Origin of the sequence: Flavobacterium fructosi (assembly GCF_042787335.1) — a bacterium.
Classification (GTDB): Bacteria; Bacteroidota; Bacteroidia; order Flavobacteriales; family Flavobacteriaceae; genus Flavobacterium; species Flavobacterium fructosi.
The window spans coordinates 347425-362940 of the sequence record NZ_JBHZQA010000003.1; the positions used below are offsets into that span (position 1 = coordinate 347425).

Annotated in this window: 14 protein-coding genes; 4 read left to right on the forward strand and 10 right to left on the reverse strand. The window is 34.6% G+C overall.

Annotated features, from left to right (window positions below):
* Positions 1-228: 228 nt before the first annotated feature.
* From ACFX5D_RS06840 to ACFX5D_RS06860, 5 genes are all read right to left on the reverse strand, one after another.
* Positions 229-1086, reverse strand: coding sequence for an EamA family transporter (locus ACFX5D_RS06840; protein ID WP_379857483.1), 858 nt, complete (start codon positions 1084-1086; stop codon positions 229-231).
* Between the two features lie 81 nt (positions 1087-1167).
* Positions 1168-1881: a YebC/PmpR family DNA-binding transcriptional regulator gene (locus ACFX5D_RS06845; RefSeq protein ID WP_379857484.1), complete on the reverse strand. Its 714-nt coding sequence runs from the start codon at positions 1879-1881 to the stop codon at positions 1168-1170.
* A 105-nt stretch (positions 1882-1986) separates the two neighbouring features.
* The gene (locus ACFX5D_RS06850) at positions 1987-4017 is read right to left on the reverse strand and encodes a S41 family peptidase (RefSeq protein WP_379857485.1); all 2031 of its coding nucleotides are present in this window, start codon (positions 4015-4017) and stop codon (positions 1987-1989) included.
* A 7-nt stretch (positions 4018-4024) separates the two neighbouring features.
* Positions 4025-5107 (reverse strand): glycine cleavage system aminomethyltransferase GcvT, encoded by a 1083-nt coding sequence (gcvT, locus tag ACFX5D_RS06855; protein WP_379857486.1) that lies wholly within the window; start codon positions 5105-5107, stop codon positions 4025-4027.
* Between the two features lie 329 nt (positions 5108-5436).
* Entirely contained in the window at positions 5437-6972 is a 1536-nt protein-coding gene (locus ACFX5D_RS06860; protein ID WP_379857488.1) for a S10 family peptidase, read from the reverse strand.
* Between the two features lie 194 nt (positions 6973-7166).
* Here ACFX5D_RS06860 and ACFX5D_RS06865 point away from each other — a divergent pair, with 194 nt between their 5' ends.
* On the forward strand, positions 7167-8012 hold the full coding sequence (locus tag ACFX5D_RS06865) for an NAD(P)H-hydrate dehydratase (RefSeq protein ID WP_379857489.1): 846 nt from the start codon (positions 7167-7169) through the stop codon (positions 8010-8012).
* A gap of 29 nt (positions 8013-8041) precedes the next feature.
* Here ACFX5D_RS06865 and ACFX5D_RS06870 read toward each other — a convergent pair whose 3' ends face one another.
* Positions 8042-9394 (reverse strand): TlpA family protein disulfide reductase, encoded by a 1353-nt coding sequence (locus tag ACFX5D_RS06870; RefSeq protein WP_379857490.1) that lies wholly within the window; start codon positions 9392-9394, stop codon positions 8042-8044.
* A gap of 290 nt (positions 9395-9684) precedes the next feature.
* Between ACFX5D_RS06870 and ACFX5D_RS06875 the strand changes: the two genes are divergently transcribed.
* Both ACFX5D_RS06875 and ACFX5D_RS06880 read left to right on the forward strand, forming a co-directional pair.
* The gene (locus ACFX5D_RS06875; RefSeq protein ID WP_379857491.1) at positions 9685-10479 is read left to right on the forward strand and encodes a HipA family kinase; all 795 of its coding nucleotides are present in this window, start codon (positions 9685-9687) and stop codon (positions 10477-10479) included.
* Complete coding sequence (locus ACFX5D_RS06880; protein ID WP_379857492.1) at positions 10457-10840, forward strand: DUF3037 domain-containing protein; 384 nt, start codon at positions 10457-10459, stop codon at positions 10838-10840. Before ACFX5D_RS06875 ends, ACFX5D_RS06880 begins: the two co-directional genes overlap by 23 nt.
* A 197-nt stretch (positions 10841-11037) precedes the next feature.
* Here the strand turns inward: ACFX5D_RS06880 and ACFX5D_RS06885 are convergent, their stop codons facing one another.
* Complete coding sequence (locus ACFX5D_RS06885) at positions 11038-11574, reverse strand: SRPBCC family protein (RefSeq protein WP_379857494.1); 537 nt, start codon at positions 11572-11574, stop codon at positions 11038-11040.
* A 28-nt stretch (positions 11575-11602) separates the two neighbouring features.
* Positions 11603-12112 carry a GNAT family N-acetyltransferase gene (locus ACFX5D_RS06890; RefSeq protein WP_379857495.1) on the reverse strand — a complete coding sequence of 170 codons (510 nt, stop codon included), beginning with the start codon at positions 12110-12112 and terminating at the stop codon, positions 11603-11605.
* 362 nt (positions 12113-12474) lie between these two features.
* Here ACFX5D_RS06890 and ACFX5D_RS06895 point away from each other — a divergent pair, with 362 nt between their 5' ends.
* Positions 12475-13014: a lipid-binding SYLF domain-containing protein gene (locus tag ACFX5D_RS06895; protein WP_379857496.1), complete on the forward strand. Its 540-nt coding sequence runs from the start codon at positions 12475-12477 to the stop codon at positions 13012-13014.
* A 130-nt stretch (positions 13015-13144) separates the two neighbouring features.
* On the opposite strand, the gene thrC is transcribed toward ACFX5D_RS06895, so the two are convergent.
* Together thrC and ACFX5D_RS06905 are read right to left on the reverse strand one after the other, a co-directional pair.
* The gene (gene thrC, locus ACFX5D_RS06900) at positions 13145-14434 is read right to left on the reverse strand and encodes a threonine synthase (protein WP_379857497.1); all 1290 of its coding nucleotides are present in this window, start codon (positions 14432-14434) and stop codon (positions 13145-13147) included.
* A gap of 136 nt (positions 14435-14570) precedes the next feature.
* On the reverse strand, positions 14571-15491 hold the full coding sequence (locus ACFX5D_RS06905; protein WP_379857498.1) for a homoserine kinase: 921 nt from the start codon (positions 15489-15491) through the stop codon (positions 14571-14573).
* Positions 15492-15516 lie beyond the last annotated feature (25 nt).

A 15516-nucleotide genomic window follows, 5' to 3' on the forward strand; every position in this document is an offset into this window, starting at 1 on the left:
ATTAATGAATAAGGATACTCCAAATCTTTTAAAGCTTCGCTTGTTTTTGGTTGTTACATTTATCAAAAAATAAACAAATGTAATGAACTTGCAATCATGTGAAATATAAAACCACTCGTTTACTAAAGCCCTTCCATTTAATTTGAAAGAGTCAATCAAGCTGTATTTCTAAATAATTAGGGAAGTAATATACCAATTATAAAGATGATTTAGCACAATTTTTTATTTTTAAGTAAGAACTTGAGAAAAGGTGATAAGGACAATAGCAACTATGGCTAATAGTAATCCAAAATAATTGTAATGGCTAACTTTCTCTTTAAAAACAGCTATTCCTACGATGCTTCCTATAATAATTACGCCCATATTCATTGCAGCAAATACTGTCGATGGATTTTTGGCGAAAGCCTGATGCGCTTTAAGATAAAATAAAACATTTCCAAAATTAAACACTCCTACAAGCGCTCCAAAAAGAAAATTGTTACTTTTTAATGGGTCTTTCTTTAACACTATTTCGTAAAGAACTACTGCCAAAATTATGAGCAGCGAAATACCAAAAACAATAAATAGAGAAGTTGGAAAAGGTAAGCTCGTCGCCAAAGCAATTTGTTTAAACAAGATATCTATCGCTCCAAAGCCAACTAATACGACCGCTGGATAAATCCATTTGTTATTTAAATTATCGGTTTTTTTTGAAAGTATTAATATTAAAGCGGGTAGGGCTATCAAGAAGGCAATCAGTTTCATAGTGTTAAATTCTTCATTGAATAATAACCAAGCTGCGAGTACAGGAATAAAAAGGGAAAGGCGTTGTGCTGCATCTGTTTTTACAATTCCCATGTGCTTGATGGAAGCAGCTAAAAACAAAAATATAATAGGTAATAAAATCCCTAACGGAATATAAATATTCCAGGGTGCTGATGTATCAATTGCGCTTACATCAGGGCTGTAAAAGAAATAACAAAGTAGCAGGGCAAATACATAATTCCACGCAACTATTTGGGTTGTATTTAAAGTGTATTTTCGGCCGACTTTGAAAATCACCCCTACCGTTACGCTACAGAGAATACTTAAAATAAGAAATAACATGGGCTTTATATTAAATGCAATTAATTTGAGACAAAAAAACTCCAGCCGGAGCCAGAGTTTTATATATAATTGTACTGAAGTTTATGCCTCTTCCATTGTATGATATACGTTCATTACATCATCATCTTCTTCTAATTTTTCGATTAGTTTTTCTACATCGGCCATTTCAGCTTCTGTTAATGTCTTCGTAATTTGAGGTATTCTTTCAAAACCAGAAGAAAGGATTTCAAGACCTCTGCTTTCCAATTCTTTTTGAATCGTTCCAAAACTATTAAATGGAGCATAAATCAGAATACCATCTTCGTCTTCAAAAACTTCTTCAGCGCCAAAATCAATTAATTCTAATTCTAGTTCTTCCGGATCCATTCCGTTCGCAGGAATTCGGAAGTTACAAGTATGGTCAAACATAAATTCTACTGAACCCTGAGTTCCCATTGCTCCATTACATTTGTTAAAATAGCTTCTAACATTTGCAACAGTTCTATTATTGTTATCTGTAGCCGTTTCCACAAGAATTGCAATCCCATGAGGTGCGTATCCTTCAAATAAAACTTCTTTATAATTGGCTGTATCTTTATCAGTTGCTTTTTTAATAGCTCGTTCCACATTTTCTTTAGGCATATTTGCAGCCTTTGAATTCTGGATAACTGCTCTTAATCTTGAATTAGCATCAGGATTTGGTCCGCCTTCTTTAACAGCCATTACGATATCCTTTCCAATTCTTGTAAATGCTTTAGCCATTGCTGACCAACGTTTCATTTTTCTACCTTTTCTAAACTCAAACGCTCTTCCCATTGCTAATTTTTTATTTTGAACTGCAAAAATACAGCTATTAGTTATTTTACCAAAATCAATTTAAATTCTTTTCGTCAGTTTATGATGATTTGGGCTGTTATTTTTTTATTTTAAAGTATTAAAATCTTCAATTATAGTAATTGCTTCCTTTAGATAATGATTTGTTTTCAAAGCGTCTAATTGAAATTGATTGTATGTTTTTTCCAAAGGATGAATCGCCAGAAAATATTTATTTAAATTCGAATTATAAGCATTTAGATCAATGCTCTTCGAATTAAAAATAGCAATCTCTTCCCATAAATTGGTAACTTTATTTTGTTCCTCAAAAACAGCATCAATAGTAACGGGCGTTACTGTTTTCGGTTTGTTTACGATATCGTCGATCTGTTTATTTATCTTCCTAATAGTATTAAAATAAGAATCGTTTGCAACTCTTTGATTACTTTTTTTTGTTATTTTTTCAATCAAACTATTTTTAAAGTAAGTTTTGAATTTAATAGAAGTTGTAATGCTGTCATTTTTAAAAGCCGTTGGAAAGTTACTTTCTTTTTGGAAGATGGTTTCGTAAATTTCAGGAAGCATTACATTTGGCGTTAAGCCCAAACTTTGGTGGCTTTTTCCTGTAATTCTATAAAATTTGTTAACAGTTACTTTTACAAAATTTTCTTTGTCATTTACGTCCAATGGAATAATCGTTTGCATAGTCGCTTTTCCTAAAGTAGTACTTCCTATCAATAAAGCTCTATTGTAATCCTGAAGAATGGACGCGAAAAACTCACTCGCTGATGCTGAATTTCCATTAACAAGTAGCACAATAGGATCTTTATAAAACATTCCTTTAAATGGATCTTCAATTTTCGTTTGGATTTTATTTTTGTCAATAACAACAGAAATAGGACCTTTGTCTATAAAAATGCCCGCCAATTTTATAGCTTCTTCCATAGAACCACCACCATTATCCACAAGATCGATAATTAATCCTTTAATATTATCTTTTTGTAATTTGATTATTTCTTTTACGACATCCTGAGCGCAGCCTTTGCCATTATTGTCTTCAAAATTAGCGTAAAAGCTAGGTATTTTTATGTATCCTATTTTGATGTTTTTTTCAACAATAAAACTGTAGACCGTGTTTTCTTCATCTTTGATTATTTGTTTTTCAATAAGTACCTCAAAACTTTTTCCAGTCTTTCGTTTTAAGGTCAAAACAATGTTTTTATTCGCTTCTGACAAAATCATATTCGAAATCGATTCTAGTGATGCGCAGGTAACCAATAACGTTTCCTTTTGGTTTGAAATTGAAATAATTTGATCTCCTTTTTTTATTTTTCCTGTTAAAAATGCGGGACCGTTTGGATCTAAATCCTCAACAATAATTTCGCTTTTTTCGTTTAATCTTACATTGAGTCCTAGTGATAAGTGTTCTTTTGATAATGATGCTACAAAACTGGACTTCGAATCGTCATTGAAATAGGACGTGTGAGGATCAAAATAACCACAAAAGGCATTATATAGATTTTCTTCTAAATCGGTTTCATTTTGTAAAATGATATTTATTCTGCAAAGTTCATTTTGAATGACAATATTTTTTGATAAAGCTTCTATTGAATTGAAATTAACTTTTATAGAATCCAGATTTTTACTGGTTTGGGAGATCTCATCCAGAATTTGATATCTTATTTTTTTTCGCCAAACTTTCTCCACTTGGCTATCCAATAAATAAATGGGAAATGCTTTTTTATAAAACCGAATCGTATCTTTCAATTCATAATCGATAGCTTCACGGTCAATTTTTTCTAAAATAGCTTTGTTTCTCAAAAGGTCTTTTTTGTAAACGCTTGAGATTTCCGTTAGAAAAGAACAATCGTTACTTTTGATAAAATCATCTATATTTAGTCGGTATTTTTTAGAAAGAATATCGTATTCTGATTTTAGAAAAATGTTTCTTGATGGATCCAATTTATCAATAAAACTGTCAAAAACAAAAACCGATAAACTATCGTCTACCGGTTTTGGATTAAGATGTTCGCGTTGTATCAACACATTTATTTTGGAAAGTTTTTCACAAGTGGTAGCACTATTTTGACCAAATAGAGAGAATGTAGTCAAGAATAGTATTAGTGAAAATTTATTCATTTAAAATTTATTTCTTGTAAAAAGGTAATTTTACCACTTTGGCAGGAACATCATTTTTACGAATTCTAATGAAAATATCGCTGTCAACGGGACTGTTTTCGAGGGTTACATAACCTAAACCAATTCCTTTATTCATAGATGGAGACATCGTTCCCGATGTTACAATTCCGATTACGTCTCCTGTAGCATTTACAATTTCATACTCATGTCTTGGCACCGCTCGTTCTTGCATTTCAAAAGCAACAAGTTTTTTAGCAACCCCGGTTTCTTTTTGCTTTTTTAGATTTTTTGAATTGGTAAATTCTTTATTGAATTTTGTAATCCAACCCAAACCAGCTTCCATTGGAGAAGTCGTGTCATTAATGTCATTTCCGTACAAACAGAAACCCATTTCTAAACGCAACGTATCACGCGCAGCCAATCCAATTGGTTTTACACCAAATGCAGCACCCGCCTCAAAAACTTTATTCCAAATTTGTTCTACTTCCGAGTTTTTACAATAAATCTCAAAACCTCCAGAACCGGTGTAACCTGTAGCGGAAATAATTACATTTTCAATTCCGGCAAAATCGCCAACTTCAAAATGGTAATAAGGAATAGCCGCTAAATCTAATGAAGACAAAGCTTGCATCGCTTCGACCGCTTTAGGTCCTTGAATCGCCAATAAAGAATAATCATCCGAAAGGTTTTTCATTTCCACACCCAAATTATTATGAGCTGAAATCCAATTCCAATCTTTATCAATATTCGATGCATTTACAACTAATAAATACTGCTCTTCTTTTATTTTGTAAACAATCAAATCATCTACAATTCCACCGTCATTGTTAGGCAAACAAGAATATTGCGCTTTCCCAATCGTAAGTGTTGAAGCATCATTCGAAGTCACTTTCTGAATTAAAGCCAAGGCATTTGGACCTGTAAGCAAGAATTCTCCCATGTGTGAAACGTCAAAAACACCCACAGCATTTCTAACTGTTTCATGTTCCGCATTTACTCCTTCATATAAAATAGGCATATTGTATCCGGCAAAAGGAAGCATTTTTGCTCCCAAACTTTCATGTATGTGCGTAAGCGCAGTGTTTTTCATTGTGTTTTTGTATAAAATTTGATGGCGCTAATTTATTGCTTTTATTTTGAGTGACAAAGGCGATAGCACGCAAAGTTTAAAGTTTCAAACGTTTTCGAAGTATTACTGAAACGTCATCGTCTAAATCTTTTTTGGAGCTATTTCCAGCTTTCCATTTCAAGTCCTCGTCTCGCCTAAAAAGGCTTGACTGTGGGCTTTCCATTTCTATCTGGGCTAGGGAATTTGTTATTCAATTTCAATCTTTTTTTAATAATTACGATGCGTTATTAAACAAAAAAAGACAAATCAAAAATAGATTTGATTTGTCTTTTTAGCCAAAAGTCACAGCCTTAATATTTCGCCGCTTCTCCCGTTTTAGGCAATGAATTTTTTATGAACGCTCTGATATCCTCATTAGCCGTTTCTAAATCCTTTTTTCTTAAGTACATCATGTGTCCGCTTCGGTAGCCTTTCCAACTCATTCTGTCTTTTAGCTTTCCGCTGGGATCCATTTGCCATAAATTGTATTTTGCATTGAAATAATCACAGGCGCCATCATAATATCCAGACTGAACCATAACATTCAAATAAGGATTTTGTGCCATTGCCTGACGTAGATTTTCACCTGTTTCATCATTTGATTTATCCCAAGGATTTACCGAACCAAACATATTGTATTTGAAATCAGTTTTATAATTCAAATCATTGCGAATGTACATGTTGATTGCGGGAGTAAAGGAATGTAGCCACGAAGTAAGTTCAGCATTAAAATCAGGACCATCTCCTGCATTCTTACGATCAATTCCTTTGTAACGGGAGTCTAGTCTGCCTACCGTAAAACCTTTGTCGCGCAACAATTCTTTCCAGAAATAATTATAAGGAACGTCTAAATTGTTTTGCATAACCACTTTTTCTGAAATACCGGAGTACCGTGCTATTTTTACAGCAATTTCTTTTCTTTTTTGCTCGTCAAGTGAACCGCCTTTGCTTAAAGAAGGAAGAAGTTCATTGATAGTAAAATCTTCCACTTCTGGCAGCATATCAGTCAAATCTTTATTCTGTAAATCTGGAGGAAGCATTTTATGATACCATGCAGTAGCTGCAAAATAAGGAAGTTTCAGGGCTCCATCAGCAGCCACGCCACGAGTTATTCCTAATGTCGTTGGGGAAACTAATATAACTCCGTTAAGATACATCCATTGATTGTTTTGCAATTGAAGCGCCAATCCGGAAACACGTGTTGTACCGTAGCTTTCGCCAATAAGATATTTAGGCGAAGCCCAACGGTTCGTTCGCGTTACAAATCCGCCAATCCAATCGGCTAAATATTTAATATCCGCATTGATGCCAAAAAATTTAGTCGTTGGAATTTCTTTGCTTGTTGCTCTGGAATAGGCAGTGTTAACGGGATTTACAAAAACGATATCAGCAACATCTAGAATAGAATAGGGATTTTCTTTGATTCCGTAAGGCTGCAAAGGATATCCTTCATCATCAATATTTAATAAACTAGGACCGGTGTACGCAATTTGCATCCAAACCGAAGCAGAACCGGGACCACCATTGAAAGAAATTACTAACGGGCGTGAAGCACGATCTTTAACATCAGAGCGTTCATAATAAGTATAAAATAATCCTGCAATTGCTTTTCCATCTTCATCCCAAACCGGCATGGTACCAGTGGTTGCTTTGTATGAAACTCTTTGTCCTTTTATGGTCGTGGTGTGTTCAGTAACAACATTTTGATCAGGATTGAAAACAAGATTAGAAGTAGAATTATTCTCTTTTGCTACTGCTTTTGTTTCTTTAGGTGGAGTACCAGATTCTTGGGCATAGGAAGTATTTATAAGTACTGCTAACAGTAATAAAAATAATGTTTTTTTCATTGGTTTATTTTTAATAGTAATTATAGGATACTAAAGTATTCTTTTTTAAAAGAATAACAATAAGTGTTGGAACATATTTATCCAATTCTGAAGCCAAATGGATTGAACCTTCATTTTTATGGAATGCCAAATTGTAGAATTAGAATCATTGAATTCCGTTTATAATTCGTAATTTTAGACAAACAAATCCTACGATGAATCCTATTTATATTGACAAGAATGAAATTTTAAAATGCTATAAACCCATTGATAAACACACTCACAAAGGTATTCAAGGTCATGCTTTATTAATTGGCGGAAGCTATGGTAAAATCGGTGCGGCTTGTCTTTCTTCCAAAGCAGCTCTTAAAACAGGTTGCGGATTAGTCACTGCTTTTATTCCAAAATGCGGTTATGAAATTTTGCAAATCTCCATTCCTGAAGTGATGGTATTGACTGATGTTCAAGAAAAATTTATCTCGAATATCACTTTCGATATTGTACCGCAAGCCATCGGAATTGGTCCGGGAGTAGGACAGGAACAAGCTACCCAAATCACCTTTCATGAATTCCTGAAAACCACTAAAGTCCCATTAGTAATCGATGCGGATGCTTTGAATATTTTATCGCAAAATAAATCTTGGCTTTCTTTATTAAAGCCCAAAACCATCATTACACCACATCCCAAAGAATTGGAACGATTGATAGGAAAGTGGGATTCAGAGGCTGAAAAATTCGAAAAAACCATAGCTTTTTCAAAAAAATACCAACTTATAATCGTCATGAAAGGAGCGCCAACACATATAATTGATGGAGATGCAGTCTACGAAAATACCACAGGAAATGCTGCCTTAGCCACCGCAGGATCGGGCGATGTTTTAACAGGAATGATCACCAGTTTATTGGCCCAATCCTATGAACCAATAAATGCAGCCATATTGGGTGTTTACCTTCACGGATTAACTGCTGATATTGCTTTGCCCGAAACCGGTTATCAATCCTTTATCGCTTCTGATATTATTGATAATATTGGAAGAGCCTATTTGAGTATTACAGCATAAAAAAAGCTTGTAAAAAGGGGCTTTAGAAATTATAGTTGCAAACTGTTGAGTAAATCAATTAGTTTAGTATCGGATGGTTTAGGGGCTTGGGAATTTACGATATTACCATTTGGATCAATAAGAATAAATCTTGGAATTCCTTGAATACCGTAATCTTTTATAAATTTAGAATCCCATTCCTTATCTGCCAGTAATTGAATTCCTCCCAACTGTTCTTCAGTTACAAGTTTACTCCATTTTTCATGATCTTTCATGCTGTCAATTGAAATGCTGACAAATTCGATATTTTTCCCCTCATATTGTACTTCTACTTTTTGAAGAAATGGAATTTCTTTGCGACATGGTCCGCACCAAGTTGCCCAAACATCAATGTAAACGTATTTTCCTTTTAGACTTTCTAAAGATGTTTTTCCGCCTTTGTAGTTTTCGTAATCAAATTTTGGAGATGGATTGCCATTTTCTAAAATTTTGGTATTTTTATAATTAACGGTAAGGTTGTCTTTTAATTTTGTATTATTTGTAATAGAAATGTAGTCGTTATATATTTTTTCGTAATTCGCATTTTCCGTACTAACATCAGATATTGAGTTTTGAATTAAGCGATTCTTAATGCTTTGACTTTTAAGCGCCTTAATTTTTGGAATTGCGTCCTTAGCCGTAATAAAAAAACTTGTTCCATCTCCTTGAATATTTTCGTAGAACTTATTCAATACTAATTCTTTGTATTCATTGGAAAATAGAAAATCAGCATCATTATCCAAATCTATTTTTTTGTCAAGTTTTGGAAATTTGTCAGAAACTTGAAATTCTTTTAAATGGGCATGGTAACCATGGGAATATTTATAAAAAGATAAGTGCTTTTGCACCAGATAATGAATGCTCTCGACCTCTTTATCTTTAAAATCGGTATTAGGAAATTTAGTATTGTGATATAAGGATAAAATAGCATTTTTAATTTCCGTCACTTTGTTTAGGAACTCTGTTTCATTTAACTTATACAATTCTTCGTCTGAAATTTGAGAAGTTATATTTGATTTTTTAGCAATGTACTGATTTTCGATACTTCCTTCACCAGTATATTTTAGAGTTGCATTAAAAGCTTTGTCATCAGCAATCAGCGATAGTTTTGTTTCTTTTGACAGATATATTGGACTCCTGTTTTTATTAGTTTCAAGAGTGTAAATTCCATCATATGGGATGCTTATGTTTTCTGAAAAACTACCGTCAGCATTTAAAGTAATTTCTTTCTCAAATGATTCTCCTTTAATGCTGATTTTTCCGTTCTCGGTATTTATAATTTTCCCCGAAAGTGTTATTAGCTCTTTTGAAGTTGTGAATGAGGCTAAAACTAAAATCAGCAATAAATAAATAATTTTTTTCATGAGGGATTATTTATAGGTGTCTTCAAATATAAACTAATTCTTATAAAAATTATTGTTTAATTCTTAGATAATAAAATAAAAGTATATTGTTTTACAGAAACTTGTTACTAATTATTTATCTCTATTTCGAACATTGGAAAAACCTATTTGAATTTATAGAACAAAGATTATTTTTTTTCATTTGTCATTCTTGACAAATAGCACATAATCATTCTACAAAATTGTAATTAAATTTATCTCACTTATTTGTAAGTTTGCATTTAAGCACAATAGCTTTATCCAATTCGATTATGGAAAAAATTCCCCAGCTTAGAACCGTAAGTGTTACGCGATACATCACACCTTTGCGGGAAGGAGGTTCTTTACCTGCTCTAGCTGAAGCCGATGATGATTTTAAATATGTATTGAAATTCAAAGGTGCCGGACATGGCGTAAAAGCTTTAATCGCCGAATTAATTGGCGGTGAAATTGCCCGTGTTTTAAACCTAAAAATGCCGGAATTGGTTTATGCTAATCTCGACGAAGCTTTTGGCCGCTCAGAAGCCGACGAAGAAATTCAGGATTTGCTTCAAGGAAGTCAGGGACTTAATTTGGCTTTACATTATTTATCTGGGGCTATTAATTACGATCCTGTTGTGACCGTTATAGATGCAGAATTAGCTTCGCAAATTGTTTGGCTGGATGCCTTTATAACTAATGTTGACAGAACCTTCAGAAATACCAACATGTTGATTTGGCATAAAGAATTATGGCTGATTGATCACGGCGCAAGTCTTTATTTTCATCATTCTTGGACTAATTGGGAAAAGCATGCAGAAAGCCCTTTTGCACTGATAAAAGACCACGTATTGTTACCACAGGCTTCTCTGTTGAAAGAAACGGATGCGATATTCAAAAAAATATTAACAGATGAAGTCCTGCAATCTATTGTGAATCTTATTCCGTTGGAATGGCTGCAATGGGAAGATACGGATGAAACTCCCGAAGCCATCAGGAACGTTTATTTTCGATTTTTATCCATACGCTTAAACCATTCCGAAATTTTTATAAATGAAGCCCAAAATGCAAGAGAAACACTTATATGAGTATGCGGTAATCCGCGTTGTGCCAAGGGTAGAACGCGAAGAATTCCTCAATGTGGGTATTATTCTCTTTTGTAAAAAAGCCAAGTTTATAAAAGTGCTCTGTTCAATTAATGAAGCTAAACTTCAATTGTTTTCAGCCGATTTAGATTTGGAACAAATACATTTAAATTTGCAGGCATTTGAGAAGGTGGGACATGGCGAGAAATCGGGTGGGCCAATAGCGCAATTCGATATTCCGTCCCGTTTCCGTTGGTTGACCGCCATTCGTAGTTCGGCTATACAAACCTCAAGACCGCATCCGGGCATTTGCGATGATTTGGAACAAACAACACAACGCCTGTTTGAAGAAATGGTTTTGTAAAAGAGATTTAAACTCAAAAATTGTAGTCATAATTTGGGCGTAACCCCAAAGCAGAAAATCCCGTTTTATATTCACGAATCTTCAGCTTTGGGGTCGGGCTTTTGGCTCTATCTTTATTTTTTGAAAGAAAAAAATAAAGGATGCCGCCGCAATCCCTTACGCGAGCAGCCGAAGATTAAGAGAAATTTTGCTTATCGCTAGATTTTATTCTCTTGAAATAACTTTTCTAATTGGTCAAGACAGGCAGTAATGCCTTGTTCAAAGCCCATTTCAATTATGGTTTCTATCTCTTTTTCAGTAGAATAAATCATCTTGAATTCAACCAAAGTACTAGTGTCAGTTTTAGTAAAAACAATAGTTCCTTTAGAAACCGGCAGAGAAGAGTTTATATTTCCATCGTCATCACAAAAAACGTCTTTGATCATAAAGCTTTTATGAGGCGTTATTGCAGTATAGTCCATACGACCCCAATGTTTTTCATTTTCAGGACTTACCATCGCGTACAACCAATATCCGCCAACTGAGAAGTCCATTGTTTTGGTTTGGGCTTTCCAAGGCTGTGGTGCCCACCATTGTTCCAGTAATTCACGTTCCGTGTAAGCACGCCATACTTTTTCAAGCGGAGCATTAAATTCTCTGGATACAAGAACTGATTTTTCTTTTAAATCTTTTATAACGAGTGTTTTGTTGCTGTTTTCCATTTCATTTCGATTTGATATTTGTTTGTAGCCCATAAATTATTTTTGTAAATAGATCCTGAATTTACGTTATTCTTTTCTCTAACACAATAAATTCCAAAGGTTGTTCTGAGATTGGAACATGAACATCACTTGCCGGAAAGGGTTCTCTTACTCCTGTATCAACATAACCATTGCGTTTGTACCAAGCAATTAATTCCTCCCGAACGGAAATCACTGTCATTATAATTTTTGGTAATCCCAGCGTCGAAGCATGAATTTCGGCCTGCTGTAATAATTTTTTGCCAATGCCACTGTTTTGTAATTCTGGCGAAACGGTCAGCATGCCTAAATACAATTTTTGTTCTTTCTCCACCAACAATACACAACCTATAATTTCTTGATTCTCCGTAAATTTCAGAATCGTATTTTTAGTATTCTGGATGGTTTCCCTTAGTTCTTTTTCATTGGTTCGGAGCCCTTCTAGAATATTGGCTTCAGTGGTCCATCCTTTTTTAGAAGATTCCCCGCGATACGCTGAATTGATTAATTTATTTAATAAGGAAACGTCTTCTAAAGTCGCTTTTGTAATCATGAATACTAATGTTATATTTTTTGTTTGTCTTTTTCAAAGATAGGAAAAAGGATAACAGAATTATATTTTGGTATTATAGAACCAAAAGGAATTCGAGAAATCCCAACTATCGAGGCTGAAAGCTAAAAATACTTGAAAGCAAAAATTGTACTTTCAAAAAAGTAATTTTGAAAGTAAAAGCAATAATTGTGTAACATCCCTTCATAGTAATTGTGCTAATTTAGTTTTGTGAGATAAGGAGCTAATAAATCGAAATTTACATTACCTATAGTATTGATAATCAACAGTAAATTGAATTTTTTTAAGGAATTTATCTTAACTTTGAATAAAGAAAATTAATACTAATTTAATAGCTGTAATATATGAAAAATTTAAAGATTATTTGGATAATACTGATCGCTTTTGCAATCAATAGTACACTTACATTTGGGCAATCGACTGCGAGAAAGAACAAAGTTATTGCTGACAGTCATACCGCAAAAGCAGAGTTCATTAAAAGTGATCCTTTAATGAAAGGACTTTTTGAAAAAGCGGCAGGCTATGTTATTTTTCCCAATGTTGGTAAAGCAGGGTTTGGTATTGGAGGAGCGGCTGGGAATGGTGTTGTCTATGAAAATAGCAAAATGGTAGGTATGGCAAAGTTATCGCAATTGAGCATAGGATTTCAGGCAGGCGGACAAGCGTATCGAGAGGTAATATTTTTTGAGACAAAAAAGGAATTGGAACGGTTTAAAGAAAGTCGATTCGAGTTTTCCGCTCAAGCTTCAGCAGTGGCCGTAACCGAAGGTGCCTCAGCAAATGTAAAATATACAGAAGGCGTAATGGTATTCACCATGCAAAAAGGGGGACTCATGTACGAAGCATCGGTTGGCGGGCAGAAGTTTAAGTTTAATAAATTGTAAGATTCTTTACTATTTCAAATTCGAGCGATTTAGTTTTTAACTGCTCGAATTTGACAGAGTAAACAATTATTTAGAAACGGCTAAAAATTTTTTCAGCCGTTTTTGTCTTTTTAAGAGGAAGCTATAAAAACTAGGCTAAAAACGCTTTCAATTCCTCATACGTTTTAATTTTTGTACTCACTTTTTCCTTTCCTAACACACTTTTAATTTGCGCAGGAATCGGCAGTTTTACGTTTAATGTTGGTTCAACCGTATCCAAAAACTTTATTGGATGGGCGGTTTCTAAGAAAATACCAATCGCATTGACGTGGTTTTGTAATTCTTTTTTCAAACCTAGATATCCAACTGCTCCGTGCGGTTCTGCAATGTAACCGCTGGTATTGTAAATGGTTTTCATGGCAATAATGGTTTCTTCATCATTGAAAGTAAAAGAAGAAAAATCTTTTTTGAATTGCTCCAAATCATTGTGGTACATTTCCTGAATTCGGATGAAATTACTTGGATTGCCCACATCCATCGCATTCGAAATCGTGGCGATAGAAGGTTTTGGATTGTAGATTCCGTTTTCTAAAAATCGTGGCACCGTATCATTCACATTCGTGGAAGCTACAAAATGCTCGATTGGCAATCCCATTTTTTTGGCAATGATACCGGCGCAAATATTTCCAAAATTACCACTCGGACAAGAGAAAACCAATCGTTTATTCTGTTTTTTTAATGCTTTGTACGCAAAGAAAAAATAGAACATTTGTGGCAACCAGCGCGCAATATTAATCGAATTTGCCGAAGTTAGATTTTTATGTTTTAGACTTTCGTCCAAGAATGCTTTTTTGACCATATCCTGACAATCATCAAAAACACCGTCTACTTCAAGTGCTTTAATATTCTGTCCTAAAGTGGTCAATTGTCGTTCCTGAATATCGCTCACTTTTCTGGATGGATACAGGATAATGACTTCCACACCTTTTACACCAAGGAAACCACTGGCTACAGCACCACCAGTATCACCGGAAGTAGCTACAAGAACGGTATTTCTGCTGTCTTTGTTGTCTTTATTGAAATAACCCAAACAACGTGACATGAAACGCGCTCCTACATCCTTGAAAGCCATGGTTGGGCCATGAAACAATTCGAGAGAATAAATGTCTTTTTCTACTTCAACCAGTGGGAAATCAAAACACAAAGTTTCGGCAATGATTTGTTTTAAAGTGGCTACGGGGATTTCGTCACCTATAAATTGTTGAATCGCTTCGAAAGCAATTTCTTCATTGCTTAAACTTTCGATAGTTTCAAAAAAAACAGGAGCTAAAGGAGTAATTGTTTCCGGAAAATACAATCCTTTGTCTGTTGCTAATCCTTGTATTACGGCTTCTTGGAAAGAAACTTTGGGTGCGTTATGGTTTAAACTGTAATATTTCATTGTGTATAAAAATTTAGAATCTCCACCCCAACCCTCCCAAAAGGGAAGGGAGACGAAACTGGATTCAGAATGTGTTTATTGTAATTTTAAAATCACTATTTTTATTCCTTTTATTCCCCTTCGGGGGTTAGGTGGATTATATTATTTTCATTCCTTCATCGTTCACTTTAGAAACATGAATCTCATACGGTAAATTCATTGCGTCGTATACGGCGCTCATGGCTTTGGCAATTTTATCAGCTGTTTCCTTTCCTTTGCTTAAAGCAAAAATTGAAGGACCTGAACCTGAAATTCCAGACCCTAAGGCTCCGTTTTCTAAAGCTGTTTGCTTGATTAAATCAAATCCTGGAATCAATACACTTCGCAACGGTTCGACGATTTCATCATGTAAGGAACGTCCGATTAAATCGTAATCTTTAGTGTATAATCCAGCTACTAATCCGCCCACATTTCCCCATTGCGTAATAGCACTTTTCAGGGAAACAGTTTGCTTTAATACCGAACGCGCATCCGATGTTTTTAATTCAATTTGAGGATGAACGACAGTGGCGTATAATTCGGAAGGGCTTTCTATTTTGATAATGTCTAATGGATTTGAACTTCTTACCAACGTAAAGCCGCCCAAAAGGGCAGGAGCAACGTTATCGGCATGGGCGTTTCCACTGGCTAATTTTTCGCCTTGCATGGCGAATAAAACCAACTCTTTTCGGGTAAATGGCCGTCCCAATAATTCGTTGATTCCAAAAACAGCTCCCGCTGAACTTGCGGCACTGCTTCCAATTCCGCTTCCGGCTTTGATGTGTTTGTAGATTTCGATTTCAAATCCAAATTCGGTTTCTATAGCTTCCAGCATCGCCAAAGCAGCTACTCCAGCTACATTTTTTTCGGTTTCCAGAGGCAAGTCGGCACCCACAATTTTAGTGATACGAATCCCTTTAATATCTGATTTTCGAATAATCATTTCGTCACCCGCTGTTTCTAAACAAAGCCCTAGGACATCAAATCCACAGGAAAGATTGGCGATTGTCGCGGGGCAAAATATTTTTATTTCATTCATAATTTTTTATTTTACGTAGAGATGT